This is a genomic window from Variovorax sp. Root434, assembly GCF_001426595.1.
Classification (GTDB): domain Bacteria; phylum Pseudomonadota; class Gammaproteobacteria; order Burkholderiales; family Burkholderiaceae_C; genus Variovorax.
The window spans coordinates 436,148-456,332 of sequence record NZ_LMEK01000022.1; the positions used below are offsets into that span (position 1 = coordinate 436,148).

The following is a 20,185-nucleotide window of genomic DNA, read 5'->3' on the forward strand; positions in this document are numbered from 1 at the left end:
CGCCAGGCCGCCTTCTTCCCTTGGCGACGGCGCAGGATCAGGGCGAGGTGAGCGTGTAGGTCACGACGCCGTTGTTGGCCACCGTGGCACCGTACGTACCGGGCGCGTAGACGCCGGTATTGTCGTACGCGAAGGTCCACTTGCTTTCCTGGCGCACCACCGTGTTCACCGAAGTGAAGGTCGTGGCGGTTGGACCCGCGCCCGAGGTCGTGCTGAAGGCCGGGTGGGTGATGGCTGCGTTGGTGAAGCCCGTGGTCATGCCGGCGGTGAGCGGCGCTGCCGTCACGGTGATGGCGCTCCAGGGGATGGTGCTGCTGCCGTTGCTCAACTGGCCGGTGACGCCGGATTTGAGCGACAGGTCGCCGGCGTTGCCAAGCACGCGAACCGTAACCGCGCCCGCGCCCAGATCACCGCCCGTGCCGGCGATGGTGCCGCCCGCGCCGACCGATGCGCCCGGCACCGTGAAGGCCAGGTTGTCGACCGTGCCCACGGTGCTGAAGTTGGTACCGGTACCGACCTGCAGATACATCACGCGCGGAATCGTCACCGTGAAGTTGAGACGCGCCGTGGCGGTCAGCGTGCCCGAGGCCGCGCTCACGAAATTGGACTCTGCTTGCGCAGCGAAAGGAAGGGCGCCTGCGATGGCTGCAACCAGGAGTAGTTTTTTCAAGATGAGCTCTCGGTGAATCGAATGGTTGATAAAGAAAACGAAACTGAGGTCCAAAGTTCACATTTTTGGAAATGTGGATTTTAGTTAACAATTTATAAAAAGAGTGCGCCGATGTTACGTAAAGAGTCGAGGCCGCCCGCCAATCCGTTGCGTTTTCGCCGATTTCTGTGACTTCTGTTACGAAACACAACTGAGGCGAACCCGGTTTTTGAGGCCATCGCGCAACTCGACCACCTGTAGAACCAAACCGGTGCGCCCGCACTGGCACGTCGCTTGCATTACCTGACCACTTGCTCTGATTAATCGGTCAAACACAACATGCACGTGCTCATCGCCTGCGGCCACCCGGTCGAAACCAGCTTCCATGCTGCGCTGCACCAAGAGGTGCTGAATCTGCGCGCCGCCGCGCACGAGGTGGCATGAACGCTCCCGCCCTACTCGACAACGTGCGCCTGCCGCGCTGGCTGCTGCCGGTGAACTGGCCACAAGGCGACGGTGTGCCCGTGCTGGCGCGCATCGCGATCGAGGCTGGGCGCGTGCAGTCGGTGCGCCCTGCGATGGGGATCGCCGCCCCGGCAACGGGCTGGGATCTCGCCGGCACGCTGGCGCTACCCGGCTTTGTCGACGCCCACACGCACCTCGACAAGGCCTTCACCCTGCCGCGCATGAAGCAGGTGCAGCCCGGCCTGCTCGGTGCCATCGACGCAATGCTGAGCGACCGTGTGCACTGGACGCCCGCCGATGTGCGCGAACGCGCCGCGCGCGGCCTGCAGTGGGCTTGGGAATGCGGCACCACACACCTGCGTACGCACGTCGACTGGTGGGAGCCCGATACCGTGCCGATGGCCTGGCCGGTGATGGCCGAGTTGGCGCAGGAATGGGCCGGCAAGCTGCGGCTAGAACAGGTGAGCCTCATCAAGCTGCCGCTGTTCGAAGACGCGGCGCAGGCAATGCGGCTCGCGAAGCAGGTCAAGGCCACCGGGCCGCATGCGCTGCTCGGCGGCTTCGTGCACTCCACCAACTGGAGCGAGAACGCGCTGCGCAACCTGCTGGTGTCGGCGCAGGCCTGCGAGCTCGACATCGACCTGCACGTGGACGAGGAACTCAACGCCTCGGCCGTGGGCCTGCAGACCACGGCCCGCATCCTGCGCGAGATCGGCTACGAAGGCCGCGTGGTCTGCGGCCACATCTGCGCGCTCGCGGCACAGCCCGAGGCGCAGGCCTTCACCACGCTCGATGCGGTGGCGCGCGCGCCGATCACGGTCGTCTCGCTGCCCGCGACCAACCTGCTGCTGCAGGACGCCGTTACCGGCCGCACGCCGCGCCAGCGCGGCATCACGCTGGTGAAGGAAGCGCGCGAGCGCGGCATTCCACTGCTGTTCGCCAGCGACAACGTGCAAGACCCCTTCTGCCGGCTCGGCAGCTTCGACCCCGTAGAGGCGCTGGGCACGGCCGCACTCGTGGCGCAGCTCGACGAGCCCTTCGACACCTGGTCGCAGGCGCTGTGCCGCAGCGACTGGCTGCAGCGCGCGCCCACACCAGCCACGCCCACGCTGGTCGGCTGCCCCGCCGACCTGGTGCTGTTCACGCAGGCCGACCGCCATGGATGGCCGTCGCGCACCGCCACCCGCGTGGTGCTGCGCGATGGCCGCGTGACGCGCGGCGACGCGACGCCCTTCCTTCCCCGGTAACGCACACAAGGACTCCCATGCTCCACGGATACATCCCGCCCCACCGCTTCCTGCCCTACCTGAGCTGGACCGAAATCGCCGCGCTGCCCGACCGCGAGAACACCGTCATCGTGCTGCCGTGCGGCGCCATCGAGCAGCACGGGCCGCACCTGCCCTGCTCGGTCGACAGCGTGATCTGCTCGGGCGTGATGGGCAAGGCGCTCGAAAAGCTCCCCGCCGAGGTGCGCGCCTTCGCGCTGCCGACCATCACCTACGGCAAGTCGGAGGAGCACCTGCACTTCCCCGGCACGATGACGCTGACCGGCACCACGCTGCTTTCGACCGTGATCGAGATCGGCGAGTCGGTCTACCGCTCGGGCTTTCGCAAGCTGTTGTTCGCCAACGGCCACGGCGGCCAGCCGCAGGTGCTGGAGATGGCGGCACGCGAGCTGCGTCTGCGCCATGGCGACTTCGTGGTGGTGCCGCACGGCGTGTCGCGCCTGCCGAGCGCGGCCAGCAAGCAGGTGAGCGAGCAGGAGAAGAAACTCGCGATGCACGCGGGCCATTCCGAGACCGCGCTGATGCTCGCGCTCGCGCCCGAGACGGTGCACATGGAGCACGCGGTTGCCAACTTTCCGCCGCCCTTCCCGATCAAGCTGCTGTCGGCCGACGGCCGCCCGGCCTGTGCGTGGACCTCGCGCGACTTCGGCCCGAGCGGCGTGATCGGCGACCCCACCACCGCCACGCGCGAACAGGGCGAAGAGATCCTCGACACGCTCTCCGACAGCTGGGCACAGGCGCTGACCGAACTGCATGCGCTGCGTTGGCTGGTGCGCGAAGAAGCCACCTGGGAGCGTGGGCACCAGCAGGGCTTCATCCAGCAGGGCTTCGAACCCGCCTGAGCCTGCTTCTTGCAACGGCCCCTTCGCTTTTCTCGCTTCTTCTTCAACTCCCCAGCCTTCGAGAGGTTCCCACCATGCGCTCCTTCGCACTGTCCCTGGCCGGCGCCGCCGCCATCGCCTTCCTCGCCGCCGCGCCCGCGCAGGCCGAGGACAAGTTCACCTACATGACCAACTGGTACGCGCAGGCCGAGCACGGCGGCTTCTACCAGGCGCAGGCGCTCGGCATCTACAAGAAGTACGGCCTCGACGTGACCATCAAGATGGGCGGCCCGCAGGTCAACATCACGCAGATGATGGCCGCCGGGCAGGCCGACTGCATCATGGGTTCGAGCGACATCCAGATGATGCAGGTGCGTGAAGGCGGCGTGCCGGTGGTCAACGTGGCGGCTTTCTTCCAGAAAGATCCGCAGGTGCTGATCGCGCACGACGACGTCAAGAAGTTCGAGGACCTGAAGGGCAAGACGCTGCTGATCGGCGCGCAGGCGCAGCGCGGCTACTGGCCGTGGCTGAAAGCGAAGTTCGGCTTCACCGATGAGCAGACGCGGCCCTACACCTTCAACATCCAGCCCTTCGTGGCCGACAAGAATTCGGCGCAGCAGGGCTACCTGACCTCCGAACCCTACGCCATCCAGAAGGCCGGCGTGAAGAGCACCGTGCTGATGTTCAGCGACCACGGCTTTCCTGCCTACGCGACCACCGTGTCGTGCATGGAGAAGACGGTGAAGGAACGCAGCAAGCAGGTCGCCGCCTTCGTGAAGGCCTCGGCCGAAGGCTGGAAGAGCTACCTGGCCGATCCGGCACCCGCCAACGCACTGATCAAGAAGGACAACCCCAACATGACCGACGACCAGCTGGCGTACAGCGTGGCCAAGCTCAAGGAGATGGGCATGGTCACCGGCGGGGATGCGGCCAAGCTGGGCATCGGCGTGATGACGGATGCGCGCTCCAAGGCGAGCTACGACTTCCTCGTGACGGCCAAGCTGCTCGACCCGGCCAAGGTGGAACTGGCGAAGACCTATACGACCGAATTCGTCAAGGACGCCAAGGTTCTGCCCTGAGTCTTCCGCTTCATGAATCGCATCGAACCCAACACCCTCGCGCCGCCGACGGAGCCTGCCGTGCCCGCGGTGGAAGTGCTCTCGGCTGAGAAGACCTACCCCAACGGCACGCAGGCGCTGCTGCCGGTGGACCTGTCCATCGCCGAAGGCGAATTCGTCACGCTGCTCGGTCCCTCGGGCTGCGGCAAGAGCACGCTGCTGAAGATGGTGGCAGGCATGCTCGAACCCAGCGACGGCCGGCTGCTGGTGTGGCGCAAGCCGGTGGCGCAGATCCACAGCTGCCCGCACAAGCTGTCGTTCGTGTTCCAGTCGCCCACGCTGATGCCGTGGGCGAGCGTGCAGACCAACGTGCGCCTGCCGCTGGACCTGGCCGGCGTGCCGCGCAAGGAAGCCGATGCGCGGGTGACGGAATCGCTCGCGCTGGTGGGGCTCGAAAAGTTTGCCGATGCGCTGCCACGCGCGCTCTCGGGCGGTATGCAGATGCGCGTGTCGATCGCGCGCGGCCTCGTCACGCAACCCGACCTGCTGCTGATGGACGAGCCCTTCGGCGCGCTCGACGAGATCACTCGCCACAAGCTCGATGCCGATCTGCTGGAGCTGTGGCGCAAGAAGAAGCTCACGGTGATCTTCGTGACGCACTCGATCCACGAGGCGGTGTTCCTGTCGAGCCGCGTGGTGATGATGGCCGCGCGGCCGGGCCGGGTGGTGGAAGAGTTCCGCATCGACGAGCCTTATCCGCGCAGCGCCGATTTCATGGTGACGCCCGAATTCGCGCGCCATGCGAAGCAGCTGCAGGACAGCCTGCTGCGCGCCAGCAGTGCCGACGAGGAGACCGCGCGATGAAGAAGAAAGCCCAACCTCTGCTGAGCCAGCCGCGCGTGCAGCGCGTTCTGTACCCGGTGCTGATCGGCGTGGTGCTGGTCGCGCTGTGGCAATGGATGGTGGTGGCGATGGAGCTGCCGCCCTACCTCGTGCCCTCGCCCTACCTGATGATGCAGACGCTGGTGACCGACTGGGCGCCGCTGGGCAATGCGCTGCTGGTCACACTGAAGATCACGGTGCTGTCGTTCCTGCTGGCCACGGTGGCGGGTGTGCTGATCTCGTTCCTGTTCGTGCAGAGCAAGCGCATCGAGACCGCGCTCTTTCCGTACGCGGTGCTGCTGCAGGTGACGCCCATCGTGGCGGTGGCGCCGCTGATCATCATCTGGGTGAAGAACCCGGTGGCTGCGATGACGGTGTGCGCGGCACTGGTGGCGCTGTTCCCGATCATCAGCAACACCACGCTCGGCCTGCGCAGCATCGACCCCGACCTGCAGAGCTACTTCAAACTCAACCGCGCGACGCGCTGGCAGCAGCTGGTGCGGCTGCGCATTCCGAGCGCGCTGCCGTACTTCTTCGGCGGACTGCGCATCTCCAGCGGCCTCGCGCTGATCGGCGCGGTGGTGGCGGAATTCGTCGCGGGCACGGGCGGCTCGGGCGCGGGGCTGGCCTACCAGATCCTGCAGGCGGGCTTCCAGCTGAACATCCCGCGCATGTTCGCCGCGCTGCTGCTCATTTCCCTCACCGGTGTCGCGCTCTTCGTGCTGATGGCCTGGCTCACCAAGGTGGCGCTGGGTTCGTGGCATGCGAGCGAACTTTCCCAGGATTGAACCTTGACCATGAATGCCCCTGCTTCCGCCATCGAGCAACTGCTGCTCGAACTGCCCCATCTCGACTGGATCACGGACGAGAGCCGCGTTACGCGGCTCTCGTCCGACTTCTCGTGGTTCAGCCCCGTCCTGGTGCGTCAGCTCAAGGACAAGCGCGCCGACGTGGTCGTGCGCCCGCGCACCGAAGAAGAGATCCGCGCGGTGGTCGGCGCCTGCGCGCGCCGCTGCGTGCCCATCACCATCCGTGGCAGCGGCACCGGCAACTACGGCCAGACCACGCCGCTGGCCGGCGGGGTGGTGCTCGACATGACGGGCTACAACACCTGCCTGTGGGTGCGCCCCGGCGTGGCGCGTGCGCAGGCCGGCATCCGCCTGGGCGAGCTGGAGAAGCAGACCAAAACCACGGGGCAGGAACTGCGCTGCGTGCCATCGACCTACCGCAGCGCCACGCTTGGCGGCCTCTTCGGCGGCGGCTTCGGCGGCGTGGGCTCCATCAACTATGGGCCGCTGGGCGCGCCGGGCAACGTGATCGGCATCCGCGCGATGACCATCGAGGCCGAGCCGCAGGTCGTGGAGCTGCGCGGCGCCGAGGCGATGCGCATGCACCACCTGTGGGGCACCAACGGCCTGGTGCTGGAGCTGGAGATCGCACTGGCACCGGCGCATCCATGGCTGGAAACGCTGGTGACCTTCGACGACTTCGAAAGCGCGCTGAACTTCGCCGACAAGCTGGCGCACGCGCCGGGCATCGTGAAGCGCGGCGTGACCTTCTTCGCGGCGCCCATCTCCGACCATCTCGCACAGCTGGCCGCGCATCTGCCCAAGGGCTGCCACACGGTGCTGTCGCTTGTGGCCGAATCGTGCGAGCCCGCGATGCTTCAGCTGGCGGAGGCGCACGGCGGCACGGTGAGCTACCGCAAGACGGCGGCCGAGGTGCAGAAGAGCAACCGCACGCTGATGGAATTCACCTGGAACCACACGACGCTGCATGCACTGAAGATCGACCCGAGCCTGACCTACCTGCAGAGCGGCTTCATCCCCGGCAGGCATGTCGAGCAGGTCATCGAGATGGAGAAGCTGCTGGGCGGTGAGCAGGGCGAGGTGATGATGCACGTCGAGTTCCTGCGCAACGTGGCCGGTCTCATGACCTGCAGCGGCCTGCAGCTGGTGCGCTTCAGCACCGAGGAGCGGCTGCAGGAGATCATGCGCATCCACCGCGAGCACAGCGTGCATATCAACAACCCGCACGTGAACATCGTGGAAGACGGCAAGGCCGGCGGGCCGCTGCCGCCGGAGGTCATCGAGGTGAAGAAGCGCTTCGACCCGCTGGGGCTGCTGAACCCGGGCAAGCTGCGCGACTGGCCTGTGAAGGCTGCGCCGGCCGCCTGACGAGCTTCAGCGCTGGCGGCGGCCTTGCACCCAGGCCACCGCCACGATGGCCATGGCCAGCAACCAGAGCGGCCAGAGGCCGAACGGTGCCACCCAGCGCGCATAGGGCGTGAGCCCGCGCCGGCCTTCGACGCTGGCTTCCAGCACGCCGCGCGTGAGGCGCGGCAGTTCGTGCGCCACGCGGCCTTCGGCGTCGATCACGACGGTGGCGCCCGTGTTGGTGGCGCGCACCATGGGCCGCGCGAATTCGAGCGCGCGCATGCGCGAGATCGACAGGTGCTCGTCGATGGCCACCGTGTCGCCGAACCACGCGATGTTGCTCACGTTGAGCAGGATGGTGGGGGCCGTGGCCTCGTCCGTGAAGTTCGCGCCGATCTCGTCGCCGAACAAGTCCTCGTAGCAGATGTTCGGCGCGATGCGCTGGCCCTGCCAGACGAACGGCGCCTGCGCGAGCCCGCCGCGTGCGAAGTCGCCGAGCGGGATGTTCATCATCTGGATGAACCAGCGGAAGCCCGGGGGAATGAACTCGCCGAAGGGCACCAGGTGGTGCTTGCTGTAGACGTAGGGCCGCGCGGCGCCGGACTGGAAGCCGAGCACTGCGTTGCTGTACGTGCCCTGCCCTCCCATCGGCAGGCCGACGATGGCGGCCTGCGTACCCTGGCTGTAGCGCGCCTCGATCGCTTCGAGGTAGCCGGCCGGCAGCTGCTGCGGCAGGAGCGGCAAGGCGGTCTCGGGCGTCACGACGAGCGATGCCTTGGCGTCGCGCAATTGCTCGCCGTACCAGCGCAGCGCGGTTTCGATGCCGCCGCCAGGAATGAATTTCTCGTCCTGCGGGATGTTGCCTTGCAGGAGTGCCAATTGAAGGTTGCCGGCCGAGCCCTTGGCGCCTTGTACGTCACTGCGCAGCGGCGCAACCAGTTGCGGCGCTGCGAACACGAGCGCGATCAGCACCAGGCCCTGCACGAGCTCGGCGGCGCGCGGCGGCCGGTGCAGCGCGACCAGCGCGACGACCAGCGCCGATGCGGCGCCGATGCCGTAGACGCCGACCCACGGCGCCAGCGCGGCCAGCGGACCTTCGACATGCGCGTAGCCGCCGGCGCCCCACGGGAAACCCGTGAACCAGCTGCCGCGCACGAGCTCGGCCAGCGTCCACAACGCCGCAAAGACGAGCGCGCCTGTCACCCGCCCCTGCGGTCCGCGAACCACGAACCACGCAGCCGCAACCGCGTAGTACAGCCCGAGCGCCGCGGCCAGTGCCAGCACGGCGATGGCCGCCAGCGGCGCCGGCAGCCCGCCGTAGGTATGCATCGAGATGAAGAGCCACCAGAAGCTGCCGGTGAGCCAGGCGGTCGAGAACAGCCAGCCATGCAGGCCCGCGCGACGCCAGCCCGCGCCCTGCGCGCGCAGGCCGTCGAGCAGCCACACGAACGCGCCGAGCGACAGCAGCTGCAGCCACCACAGCGGCTTGCCGCCCACGGGCGATGCCATCGAAAGCGCCTGCGCGAGCCCGGCGGCACCGAAGCCGAGCAGGCGGAACAGGTTGGCGGAAGGAGAAGCCGGCGCGCCGCGCATCAGTCGGCCGCGTCGCCGCCGCGGGCCGGGGACACCTTGAACCAGCGCACCGCGCCGCCCTTGGTGTGCAGCACCACGAAGTCGAAGCCGCCGATGGCGTGGTGCTCGCCGCGCTTGGGCACGTGGCCCATCTCGTGCGCGATCAGGCCGCCGATGGTGTCGAAGTCTTCGCTGAGCTGTTCTTCGTCGAACACGATGCCGAAGGCCTCGGCCACGCGCTCGATCGGCGTGTCGCCCGAGACGCGGTAGGTGTGGTCGGCCAGGCCGAAGATGTCGCCCTCGTCCTCGGCGATGTCGAACTCGTCCTCGATCTCACCGACGATCTGCTCGAGCACGTCCTCGATGGTGATGAGGCCGGCCACGCGGCCGAACTCGTCGATGACGATGGCCAGGTGGTTGCGGTTGCCGCGGAACTCGCGCAGCAGGTCGTTCAGGCCCTTGCTCTCGGGCACGAAGGTGGCCGGGCGCAGCAATGCGCGGATGTTCAGGCCCGGCGCGCGCTGCAGCTTGAGCAGATCCTTCGCGAGCAGGATGCCGATGATGTTTTCTTTTTCGCCCTCGTACACCGGGAAGCGCGAGTGCGCGGTGTCGATGATGAGGTGCAGCAGCGCGTCGAACGGCGCGTCGATGTTCACCAGGTCCATGCGCGGCGCGGCAACCATCACGTCGCCCGCGGTCATGTCGGCCATGCGCAGCACGCCTTCGAGCATCACGCGCGATTCGGCGCCGATCACCTCGTTGTCCTCGGCATCGGCCAGGGTTTCGATCAGCTCGTCGCGCGAGTCGGGACCGGGGTGGATGAATTCGGCGAGCTTCTGGAGAAAGCCGCGCTTGTCTTCCCGTTCGACGGGAGCGCGTTCAGGGTGAGGGTCGGCCACTGCGGGAGGGCTTAGTTGAGGAAGGGACAAGGATACCGGATTGCGTGTGACACGCTCTACCGCATGGCCCCCGCCGTCCGTTGGGGCCGCCGCCAAGCCTCAGAGGGCGGATTTCTTGCGGGCGTCGCGCATGCCGCTGCGCACTTCCTGCACGCTCGCCAGGAAGGCCCAGAACTGCTTGGCACGGCTCTTGAGCGCGAAGTCGACCGCGGCGTAGTGCTCCAGGGCGATCTCGCTCATGCGGCTGTCGAAGGTGGCACTCGGCAGTTCGAGGTGGGCCTCGGCTTCCGAGCCGCTGCGCACCACAGTCGCGCCGGCGTTGCGGGCGATCTTCAGCATGGCGGCGTTCTCGCTGAGCGCATGGATGAAGAGCATGCCGACGCCTTCATTGCGGGCCACGACCACGGCGCGCTCGAACAGGCGGGCGCCGTAGCCCCGGCCGCGGGCATGCGCCGACACCGACACGCCGAATTCGGCGCAGTCGCTGTGCTGGTCGCCGGGCGCGAAGGCCAGGTGCGCCATCGCGATCAGGTCGAGGCGGCGGTTGTAGATGCCGAAGAGTTCGTCGCGCTCGAAGTCGAGCCCATCGACGTAGCTCTGGACCTGCTCGTCGCCCGCTGCATAGCCGAAGCGCAAATAGCGGTCGTGCGGGGAGAGTTCGAGCAGGTGGCGGGCGATGCGCTCGCGTTCGCGCGGGCCGATCGAGCGGATCGGCACCATGACGGGCTGAGGCGCGCTGACTGCGCGTGGTTGCGCCTCAACCATCGGCGCCTTCAGGAAAGAGCCGAGGCCGAGAGACGCTTTGAGAAGGGTCTTGGCGGTAAGCATGGCTCGAATGTAAGGGTTTCCCCTTAAACAACAAGTCCACAGGGTCAATCACGGGACACATTTGTGTCCTAGTACCAAGCTGCGTGGCGCTGGCGCAACCGCAATGTGGCTAAACCGGCACAGCTGTTGTGGCCTTGACACGGTCGAGCACGAAGCTGGTCTTGCAGTCTTCCACGCTCGGATGCTTCAACAGGGTGTCCATGATGAAGCGGCTGTAGTGGGCCATGTCGGCCACGACCACCCGCAACAGGTAGTCCATGTCGCCGGTGAGGGCCGCGCATTCGACCACCTCGGGCCAGGTCTGCACGCTGGCGCGAAACAGGTCCATCGGGTTGCGCTTGTGGCTCTCGGTGTGCTTTTCGAGCCGCACATTGAGATAGGCGGTCAGCCCCAGGCCGATGGCTTCGGGCTGGACCAGCGCGACGTAGCGGTCGATCACCTTGTGCTCTTCGAGCCGCTTGACCCGCCGCAGCACGGCGCTGGGCGACAGGCTGACCTGCTCCGCGATCTGGTCGTAGGTGGCACGCCCATCTGCTTGCAGCGTGCGCAAAATTAGCCTATCGATCTTGTCCAGTGCTTCCATATCGCCATTCTTGCAGTTTTACTGCGCAATGGCCATTCCGAACGCCCGGAAACGCAGAAAACCTGAGAGGTATCCGCCCTACATTGCATGACCGGCCGATTTCGCGCCTTATTCATCCCGCCCCACCTACCGGAGACCGCACATGAGCCATGCCGACGCACCCGCCTTCACGCCCTGGGAGAACCCCATGGGCACCGACGGCTTCGAATTCATCGAGTACGCGGCACCCGATCCGGCCGCCATGGGCAAGGTGTTCGAGCGCATGGGCTTCAAGGCGGTGGCGAAGCATCGCCACAAGAACGTGCTGCTGTACCGCCAGGGCACCATCAACTTCATTCTGAACGCGGAGCCCGATTCCTTCGCGCAGAAGTTCGCGCGCGAACATGGCCCAAGCGTCTGCGCCATCGCCTTCCGCGTACAGGACGCCAAGCAAGCCTACGAACGCGCCACATCACTCGGCGCATGGGGCTTCGCCGACAAGGCCGGCCCCGGAGAACTGAACATCCCCGCCATCAAGGGCATCGGCGACAGCCTGATCTACCTGGTGGACCGCTGGCCCGGCAAGAATGGGGCGAAGCCCGGCGACATCGGCAACATCGGCTTCTACGACGTCGACTTCGAGGCGCTGCCGGGCGTGTCGTCGCAGGAAGCGCTGGCGCGCAAGGGCAACGGCCTGACCTACATCGACCACCTGACGCACAACGTGTACCGCGGCCGCATGGACGTGTGGGCCAACTTCTACGAAAAGCTCTTCAACTTCCGCGAGGTGAAGTACTTTGACATCGAAGGCCAGGTGACGGGCGTGAAGAGCAAGGCCATGACCAGCCCCTGCGGCAAGATCCGCATCCCGATCAACGAAGAAGGCAAGGAACAGGCCGGCCAGATCCAGGAGTACCTGGACATGTACAAGGGCGAGGGCATCCAGCACATCGCCATGGGCTCGGACAACCTGTACGAGAGCGTCGACGCGCTGCGCGCCAACGGCGTGACGCTGCTGGACACCATCGACACGTATTACGAGCTGATCGACAAGCGCATTCCCGGGCACGGCGAAAGCGTGGCCGAACTGAAGAAGCGCAAGATCCTGATCGATGGCAAGAAGGACGCGCTGCTGCTGCAGATCTTCAGCGAGAACCAGTTGGGCCCGATCTTCTTCGAGTTCATCCAGCGCAAGGGCGACGACGGTTTCGGCAACGGGAACTTCAAGGCGCTGTTCGAGAGCATCGAGCTCGACCAGATGCGCCGCGGCGTGCTGAGCGCCGCAAAATAAGGGCTCCTTTTTCTTATTGCCCAGGAGCCCCGCATGCGCAGCAGCACGTCTTCGATTGGTCTGACCTTCATTGCGGCGGCTGCCGCCGTTCTTTCGGGTTGCGCTATGCCACCGCCGGCCACTCCGGTGGCCGGCTCGCACCTCGATGCCGTGCAGAAGGCGGCGGTGCTGCGCATCTGCACGCCGGGCGACTACAAGCCCTTCAGCTTCCAGAAGGCTGACGGCGCCTTCGAGGGCATCGACGTCGACCTGATGACGGGCTTCAGCGCCAGCCTCGGCGCGAAACCCGAATGGGTCAAGACCACCTGGGCCAACCTGCTGCCCGACCTGAACGCCGGCAAGTGCGACATCGCCGTGGGCGGCGTGTCGGTCACCACCGACCGGCAGAAGCGGGCCTTCTTCAGCGCGCCCTACATGGTCAACGGCAAGACGCCCATCGCGCGTTGCGCCGACGTGGCCAAGTACCAGAGCGTGGCCGCCATCGACAAGCCGTCGGTGCGCGTCATCTTCAACCCGGGCGGCAGCAACGAGCGCTTCGCCCGGGCTAATTTCAAGCAGGCCAAGCTCACGCTGCACGGCGAGAACGTGACGATCTTCGACGAGATCCTCGCCAACCGCGCGGACGTGTTCGTGACCGAAGCGGCCGAGGCCATCACGCAGCAGAAGCTCAAGCCGGGCCTGTGCGCGGTCAATCCCGACAAACCGCTGCAGTACGGCGAAATGGCCTGGATGCTCCCGCGCGACGACGTTGCCTTCAAGTCGTACGTCGACCAGTGGCTGCATCTGCAGCAGGCCGGCGGCGACTTCCAGCGCACGATGGACCGCTGGCTCAAGTAACTCTCAAGAATCGTTTCTCATGGACACTCCTGCCGCCGCCGTTGCCACCCCCGCCGTCTACGGCGCTTCCGACCGCCCGCCCCGGGGCGACTACTCGCGCGGCGGCAAGGTGATGGCCGACTACACCTGCCCGCAGGACTGGGCCAGCTACACGCCGGCCGACCACGACACCTATCGCCGGCTCTACGAGCGCCAGGCCGCGCAGTTGCCGGGGCTGGCCTGCGATGCCTTCATCAAATCGCTGCCGTCGCTCGGCGTGAAGGACCGCATCCCGCGCTTCGAAGAGCTCAACGAGCGGCTGCATCGCGCGACCGGCTGGGAGATCGTCGCGGTGCCGGGGCTGATTCCGGAGCTGCCGTTCTTCACGCTGCTGGCGAACCGCAAGTTCCCGGTGACCGACTGGATCCGCAAGCCCGAGGAGTTCGACTACATCGTGGAACCCGACGTGTTCCACGATCTGTTCGGCCACGTGCCGATGCTGTTCGACCCGACCTTCGCCGACTACGTGCAGCGCTACGGCGCGGGTGGCATCAAGGCGCACGAACTGGGCGCCGGCGAGAAGCTCGCACGGCTTTATTGGTACACGGTGGAGTTCGGGCTGATCCGCCAGCCGGACGGCCTGCGCGCTTACGGCGCCGGCATTCTGAGCTCGGTGGGCGAACTGAAGCACGCGGTGCTCAGCGACGAGCCACACCGGCTGCCGCTGGACCTGCTGCGCACCATGCGCACGCGCTACAAGATCGACACCTACCAGGCCAACTACTTCGTGATCGACAGCTTTGCGCATCTGTTCGACCTTACGGCGCCCGACTTCACGGCGCTGTACGAATCGCTGGAGGTTGCGACCGACATCGAGGCCGGGGTGCTGCTGCCGGGCGAATCGGGCAAGGCCTGAATTTCTGAGGGCTGCGCCGCGCAGCTATCGCGCGCGCGACAGCACACGCCCGCTCCCTAGGACAAGCCCGCTGGCGGCGGAGGCGCACTGCCTCCCACAATCCGCGCCAAAGGAGCTTGCATGCAGACATCCGCGCGACAGAACTATCCGGCCGGCGTACCGCACGAGATTCATCCGGAGCAGTACCGTTCCCTGCCTCACATGTTCGACGAGGCCTTTGGCCGCTATGCCGACAGGCCGTTCTCGGTCTGCATGGAGCGCTGGATGTCCTATGGCGAACTCGACACGCTGTCGAAGGCGCTGGGCGCCTGGCTGCAATCGCTCGGGCTGGAGCCGGGTGCGCGCGTGGCCATCATGCTGCCCAATATTCCGCAGTTCGCGGTCACGATGTGCGGCGTGCTGCGCGCGGGCTATACGTGCGTCAACGTCAATCCGCTGTACACCGCGCGGGAGTTGGAACACCAGCTGAAGGACTCCGGCGCGACAGCGATCGTCATCCTCGAGAACTTCGCGGCAACGCTTGAAAAGGTGATCGAGCGCACGCCCGTGAAGCATGTGGTCGTGACGGCGATGGGCGATCTGCTGGGCGGGCTGTATGGCGCATGGATCACGATGGCTGTGCGTCATCTGGCGAAGATCGTGCCAGCGTACAAGCTGCCGCTGAGCGATGGACGCACGGTCACGCCGTTCGCTCAGGCGATCTCGGATGGCCGAGGCCGCACGCTCGGGCCCGACCGGAGCACGCTCGATTCGATCGCGTTCCTGCAGTACACGGGCGGGACGACCGGCCTGTCGAAGGGCGCGGTGCTGACCCATCGCAACATCGTTGCGGCCACCCTGCAAGCGGAGGCCTGGTTCACACCTGCGCTGTCGCGCGCGGGCGATCTGGCGAAGGTCAACAGCATCGCGGCGCTGCCGCTGTATCACATCTTTGCGCTGACGCTGTGCTTGCTGGTGATCCGCCAGGGTTCGCACATGACGCTGATCCCGAACCCGCGCGACTTCAACAAATTCATCGCTGTACTGAAGAAGCGGCCGTTCCACATGCTGCCGGCGGTGAACACGCTGTTCAATGCATTGCTGATGCACCCGGAGTTCAAGTCGATCGATTTCTCTACGCTGTTCGTGTCGCAGGCGGGAGGCATGGCGGCATCGGAAGGTACCGCGCGCAAGTGGTTGGAGGCCACGGGCTGCCCGATGATCGAAGGCTGGGGCATGAGTGAAACCTGCGCCATCGGCACCAACAACCCGGTGTCGAATACCGAGTTCACCGGGACGATCGGCTTGCCTTTGCCCAGCATAGAGATCGCGATCAAGGACGATGACGGCAATTCGCTGCCGGCAGGCCAACCGGGTGAGCTTTGCATCAAGGGACCGAACGTGATGGCTGGCTACTACAACCAGCCCGCTGAGACGGCGGCGGCCTTCACTGCCGACGGCTTCATGCGCACCGGCGATATTGCCGTGATGCAGGAAGACGGCTACAGCCGCATAGTCGACCGCAAGAAGGACATGATTCTGGTGAGCGGCTTCAACGTGTTCCCGAACGAACTCGAGAACGTGATTTCCCTTTGCCCAGGGGTCGTTGAATGCGCGGCGGTGGGCGTGCCGGACGAGAAGCAGGGCGAGGCCATCAAGGTTTTCGTCGTCCGCAGGGATCCGGCGCTGACCGAAGACGCAGTGCTGCAGTACTGCCACTCGCAGCTCACGGGCTACAAGCGGCCGAAGCACATCGAATTCAGGGAATCGCTGCCGAAGACCAATGTGGGAAAGATCTTGCGCCGCGAGCTGCGCACCAGCGCGGGCGCCTGAATGAGCCATTCGTCGGCGAGTGCCGGGCTGCCAGCGAATGTCGTGGTGTTCGAGCGGGGTTGGTTGTCTTCGAACAATGTCCTGTTCGTCGGCAGCGAAGAAACCGCCGTGGTCGACACGGGGTATGCAACGCATGCCGACCAGACGCTGGCGCTGGTCGAGTCGGTGCTGGGGGAGCGGCCGCTCGATCTCATCCTGAATACGCATCTCCACAGCGACCATTGCGGTGGGAATGCCGCACTGCAAGAACGCTATCCGTTGGCTCGTACGGAAATCCCGCCTGGCGAAGCTGGCTTGGTGGAACGCTGGGATCAGAGCGGCCTGAGTTTCCTGGCGACGGGGCAGACGTGCCGCAGGTTCCGCTTTACGGGGCTGCTGCGGCCCGGGACGGAATGCACGCTCGGTGATCGGCCATGGCAGGTGCATGCGGCACCGGGCCACGATCCCCACTCGATCATTCTGTTCGACGCCGAGTCGCGGACGCTGATTTCGGCCGATGCCCTGTGGGAGAACGGTTTTGGCATCGCTTTTCCCGAACTGGCCGGTGAGCCGTCGTTCGAAGATGTAGGCGCTACGCTGGATTTGATCGAAACGCTTGCTCCCCGGCAAGTGATCCCAGGGCATGGCGCTGTATTCGACGATGTGGGCAAAGCTCTGTCTGTAGCGCGTCGCCGGCTCGATGGTTTGCAACGCGACCCGGTGAAGCATGCACGTCATGCCATCAAGGTGCTGATGAAATTCAAGCTGCTGGAGGTGCAGTCGATCTCTTTTGCGGATTGGCATGCATGGCTGGGGGGCACCGCATACATCGACGTGATTCGATCACGCTTTTTCAACGCAATTGAGTTGGATCAATTGACGAAGAACATCTTGGCGGAACTGGTTGCGGCTGGCGCGGCAGAGACGAGTACATCTGGTGTCCGCAATATCTAGGACACTCTTTATTCGTCTTTCAGCCCGTAAAGCAAAAAACCCCAGTCATTGCTGACTGGGGTTTTCKGGGCTGTAAGAGCCTGACGATGACCTACTTTCACACGGGAACCCGCACTATCATCGGCGCTGAGTCGTTTCACTGTCCTGTTCGGGATGGGAAGGAGTGNGGGCTGTAAGAGCCTGACGATGACCTACTTTCACACGGGAACCCGCACTATCATCGGCGCTGAGTCGTTTCACTGTCCTGTTCGGGATGGGAAGGAGTGGGACCAACTCGCTATGGTCATCAGGCATAAAGGGTTGTTCTGTTGATCAGATGATCAAGAGAACGAATTCATAGAGTTTGGAATCAGCTTTTGGCGAATTATTTTGAATGCGTCAACTTGGCATAACACCTTGATCGGATCGATCAAAGTTATAGGGTCAAGCCGCACGAGCAATTAGTATCAGTTAGCTTAACGCATTACTGCGCTTCCACACCTGACCTATCAACGTCCTGGTCTTGAACGACTCTTCAGGGGGCTCAAGGCCCCGGCAGATCTCATCTTGAAACGAGTTTCCCGCTTAGATGCTTTCAGCGGTTATCTCTTCCACACTTAGCTACTCGGCAATGCCACTGGCGTGACAACCGATACACCAGAGGTGTGTCCACTCCGGTCCTCTCGTACTAGGAGCAGGCTTCCTCAAATCTGCAGCGCCCACGGAAGATAGGGACCAAACTGTCTCACGACGTTTTAAACCCAGCTCACGTACCTCTTTAAATGGCGAACAGCCATACCCTTGGGACCGGCTACAGCCCCAGGATGAGATGAGCCGACATCGAGGTGCCAAACACCGCCGTCGATATGAACTCTTGGGCGGTATCAGCCTGTTATCCCCAGAGTACCTTTTATCCGTTGAGCGATGGCCCTTCCATACAGAACCACCGGATCACTATGTCCTGCTTTCGCATCTGCTCGACTTGTCAGTCTCGCAGTTAAGCACGCTTATGCCATTGCACTATCGTCACGATGTCCGACCGTAACTAGCGTACCTTCGAACTCCTCCGTTACGCTTTGGGAGGAGACCGCCCCAGTCAAACTGCCTACCATGCACTGTCCCCGATCCAGATAATGGACCTAGGTTAGAACCTCAAACACACCAGGGTGGTATTTCAACGTTGGCTCCACAAGATCTAGCGACCCTGCTTCAAAGCCTCCCACCTATCCTACACAGATCTGTTCAAAGTCCAATACAAAGCTACAGTAAAGGTTCATGGGGTCTTTCCGTCTTTCCGCGGGGAGATTGCATCATCACAAACATTTCAACTTCGCTGAGTCTCAGGAGGAGACAGTGTGGCCATCGTTACGCCATTCGTGCAGGTCGGAACTTACCCGACAAGGAATTTCGCTACCTTAGGACCGTTATAGTTACGGCCGCCGTTTACTGGGACTTCAATCAAGAGCTTGCACCCCATCATTTAATCTTCCAGCACCGGGCAGGCGTCACACCCTATACGTCCACTTTCGTGTTTGCAGAGTGCTGTGTTTTTAATAAACAGTCGCAGCCACCGATTTTTTGCAACCCATTCATGCTTCGTTGTTCACTACACACTAATAGGGCACACCTTCTTCCGAAGTTACGGTGTCAATTTGCCGAGTTCCTTCTCCTGAGTTCTCTCAAGCGCCTTAGAATACTCATCTCGCGCACCAGTGTCGGTTTGCGGTACGGTCGTTGTTAGCTGAAGCTTAGTGGCTTTTCCTGGAACCTCGTTCAGTCACTTCACGGACAAGTCCGCTCGATCGTTGGCCTCGGTATATGTGCACCGGATTTGCCTAATGCACGCCTACATCCAACTAAACCAGAATAATCCAATAACTGGATGACCTATTAAGATCCGTCCCCACATCGCACTAACAATCGGTACAGGAATATTGACCTGTTTCCCATCAGCTACGCATCTCTGCCTCGCCTTAGGGGCCGACTCACTCTACGCCGATGAACGTTGCGTAGAAAACCTTGCGCTTACGGCGAGGGGGCTTTTCACCCCCTTTAACGCTACTCATGTCAGCATTCGCACTTCTGATACCTCCAGCACGCTTTACAACGCACCTTCACAGGCTTACAGAACGCTCTCCTACCACTTGCAATAAATTGCAAATCCGCAGCTTCGGTAACTGGCTTAGCCCCGTTACATCTTCCGCGCAGGACGACTCGATCAGTGAGCTATTACGCTTTCTTTAAATGATGGCTGCTTCTAAGCCAACATCCTGACTGTTTTAGCCTTCCCACTTCGTTTCCCACTTAGCCAATTTTAGGGACCTTAGCTGGCGGTCTGGGTTGTTTCCCTCTTGAGTCCGGACGTTAGCACCCGGTGCTCTGTCTCCCAAGCTGTACTCATCGGTATTCGGAGTTTGCCTTGGTTTGGTAAGTCGCCATGACCCCCTAGCCAAAACAGTGCTCTACCCCCGATGGTAATACTTGAGGCACTACCTAAATAGTTTTCGGAGAGAACCAGCTATTTCCAAGTTTGTTTAGCCTTTCACCCCTATCCACAGCTCATCCGCTAGTTTTGCAACACTAGTCGGTTCGGACCTCCAGTACCTGTTACGGCACCTTCATCCTGGCCATGGATAGATCACTTGGTTTCGGGTCTACACCCAGCGACTGATCGCCCTATTCGGACTCGATTTCTCTACGGCTTCCCTATTCGGTTAACCTTGCCACTGAATGTAAGTCGCTGACCCATTATACAAAAGGTACGCAGTCACCCCTTACGAGGCTCCTACTTTTTGTAAGCACGCGGTTTCAGGATCTATTTCACTCCCCTCCCGGGGTTCTTTTCGCCTTTCCCTCACGGTACTAGTTCACTATCGGTCAATGATGAGTATTTAGCCTTGGAGGATGGTCCCCCCATATTCAGACAGGATTTCTCGTGTCCCGCCCTACTTGTCGTTAGCTCAGTACCACACAGGTCATTTCACGTACGGGGCTATCACCCGCTATGGCCAGCCTTTCCAAGCTGTTCCGTTATGTCTTGTGCTATCACTAACAGGCTTCTCCGATTTCGCTCGCCACTACTTTCGGAATCTCGGTTGATGTCTTTTCCTCGAGCTACTGAGATGTTTCAGTTCACCCGGTTCGCCTCGCATGACTATGTATTCATCATGCGATACCTTTGCAGGTGGGTTTCCCCATTCGGAAATCTCCGGATCAAAGCTAATTTGCCAGCTCCCCGAAGCTTATCGCAGGCTATCACG

Annotated in this window: 16 protein-coding genes and 2 rRNA genes (1 of these 18 only partly in view); 11 read left to right on the forward strand and 7 right to left on the reverse strand. The window is 63.4% G+C overall.

Annotation, left to right across the window (positions count from 1 at the left end; translation table 11 throughout):
- Positions 1 to 37 precede the first annotated feature (37 nt).
- The gene (locus ASD05_RS19530) at positions 38 to 670 is read right to left on the reverse strand and encodes a hypothetical protein (RefSeq protein WP_056595936.1); all 633 of its coding nucleotides are present in this window, start codon (positions 668 to 670) and stop codon (positions 38 to 40) included.
- A gap of 419 nt (positions 671 to 1,089) precedes the next feature.
- Between ASD05_RS19530 and ASD05_RS19535 the strand changes: the two genes are divergently transcribed.
- The 6 genes from ASD05_RS19535 (at position 1,090) to ASD05_RS19560 (ending at position 7,338) form a co-directional block, all read left to right on the forward strand.
- Positions 1,090 to 2,361: an amidohydrolase family protein gene (locus ASD05_RS19535; RefSeq protein WP_056595793.1), complete on the forward strand. Its 1,272-nt coding sequence runs from the start codon at positions 1,090 to 1,092 to the stop codon at positions 2,359 to 2,361.
- A gap of 17 nt (positions 2,362 to 2,378) precedes the next feature.
- Entirely contained in the window at positions 2,379 to 3,242 is an 864-nt protein-coding gene (locus ASD05_RS19540) for a creatininase family protein (protein WP_056595795.1), read from the forward strand.
- 74 nt (positions 3,243 to 3,316) lie between these two features.
- Complete coding sequence (locus ASD05_RS19545; RefSeq protein WP_056595798.1) at positions 3,317 to 4,300, forward strand: ABC transporter substrate-binding protein; 984 nt, start codon at positions 3,317 to 3,319, stop codon at positions 4,298 to 4,300.
- 12 nt (positions 4,301 to 4,312) lie between these two features.
- The gene (locus ASD05_RS19550; RefSeq protein ID WP_056595801.1) at positions 4,313 to 5,143 is read left to right on the forward strand and encodes an ABC transporter ATP-binding protein; all 831 of its coding nucleotides are present in this window, start codon (positions 4,313 to 4,315) and stop codon (positions 5,141 to 5,143) included.
- Entirely contained in the window at positions 5,140 to 5,949 is an 810-nt protein-coding gene (locus ASD05_RS19555; RefSeq protein ID WP_056595804.1) for an ABC transporter permease, read from the forward strand. Before ASD05_RS19550 ends, ASD05_RS19555 begins: the two co-directional genes overlap by 4 nt.
- Before the next feature lie 9 nt (positions 5,950 to 5,958).
- Positions 5,959 to 7,338 carry an FAD-binding oxidoreductase gene (locus ASD05_RS19560; protein WP_056595807.1) on the forward strand — a complete coding sequence of 460 codons (1,380 nt, stop codon included), beginning with the start codon at positions 5,959 to 5,961 and terminating at the stop codon, positions 7,336 to 7,338.
- Positions 7,339 to 7,344: 6 nt separating this feature from the next.
- Here ASD05_RS19560 and lnt read toward each other — a convergent pair whose 3' ends face one another.
- From lnt to ASD05_RS19580, 4 genes are all read right to left on the reverse strand, one after another.
- Complete coding sequence (lnt, locus tag ASD05_RS19565; RefSeq protein ID WP_056595810.1) at positions 7,345 to 8,910, reverse strand: apolipoprotein N-acyltransferase; 1,566 nt, start codon at positions 8,908 to 8,910, stop codon at positions 7,345 to 7,347.
- Entirely contained in the window at positions 8,910 to 9,788 is an 879-nt protein-coding gene (locus tag ASD05_RS19570) for an HlyC/CorC family transporter (protein WP_007836122.1), read from the reverse strand. The genes lnt and ASD05_RS19570 overlap by 1 nt, the downstream gene beginning before the upstream one ends.
- A gap of 99 nt (positions 9,789 to 9,887) precedes the next feature.
- Positions 9,888 to 10,616 carry a GNAT family N-acetyltransferase gene (locus tag ASD05_RS19575; RefSeq protein WP_056595812.1) on the reverse strand — a complete coding sequence of 243 codons (729 nt, stop codon included), beginning with the start codon at positions 10,614 to 10,616 and terminating at the stop codon, positions 9,888 to 9,890.
- 109 nt (positions 10,617 to 10,725) lie between these two features.
- Entirely contained in the window at positions 10,726 to 11,199 is a 474-nt protein-coding gene (locus ASD05_RS19580) for an Lrp/AsnC family transcriptional regulator (RefSeq protein ID WP_007836115.1), read from the reverse strand.
- Between the two features lie 142 nt (positions 11,200 to 11,341).
- On the opposite strand from ASD05_RS19580, the gene hppD reads away from it, so the two are divergent.
- From hppD to ASD05_RS19605, 5 genes are all read left to right on the forward strand, one after another.
- Entirely contained in the window at positions 11,342 to 12,469 is a 1,128-nt protein-coding gene (gene hppD, locus ASD05_RS19585) for a 4-hydroxyphenylpyruvate dioxygenase (protein WP_056595815.1), read from the forward strand.
- A gap of 33 nt (positions 12,470 to 12,502) precedes the next feature.
- Positions 12,503 to 13,306 (forward strand): transporter substrate-binding domain-containing protein, encoded by an 804-nt coding sequence (locus tag ASD05_RS19590; protein ID WP_056595818.1) that lies wholly within the window; start codon positions 12,503 to 12,505, stop codon positions 13,304 to 13,306.
- Between the two features lie 19 nt (positions 13,307 to 13,325).
- Positions 13,326 to 14,201, forward strand: coding sequence for a phenylalanine 4-monooxygenase (gene phhA / locus ASD05_RS19595; protein ID WP_056595821.1), 876 nt, complete (start codon positions 13,326 to 13,328; stop codon positions 14,199 to 14,201).
- Between the two features lie 120 nt (positions 14,202 to 14,321).
- Positions 14,322 to 16,013 (forward strand): AMP-binding protein, encoded by a 1,692-nt coding sequence (locus tag ASD05_RS19600; protein WP_056595823.1) that lies wholly within the window; start codon positions 14,322 to 14,324, stop codon positions 16,011 to 16,013.
- Positions 16,014 to 16,946 carry an MBL fold metallo-hydrolase gene (locus tag ASD05_RS19605; protein ID WP_056595826.1) on the forward strand — a complete coding sequence of 311 codons (933 nt, stop codon included), beginning with the start codon at positions 16,014 to 16,016 and terminating at the stop codon, positions 16,944 to 16,946.
- Positions 16,947 to 17,124: 178 nt separating this feature from the next.
- Here the strand turns inward: ASD05_RS19605 and rrf are convergent.
- Positions 17,125 to 17,237 (reverse strand): 5S ribosomal RNA (gene rrf, locus ASD05_RS19610).
- Positions 17,238 to 17,365: 128 nt separating this feature from the next.
- Positions 17,366 to 20,185, reverse strand: a 23S ribosomal RNA gene (locus tag ASD05_RS19615) (it continues 56 nt past the right edge of the window).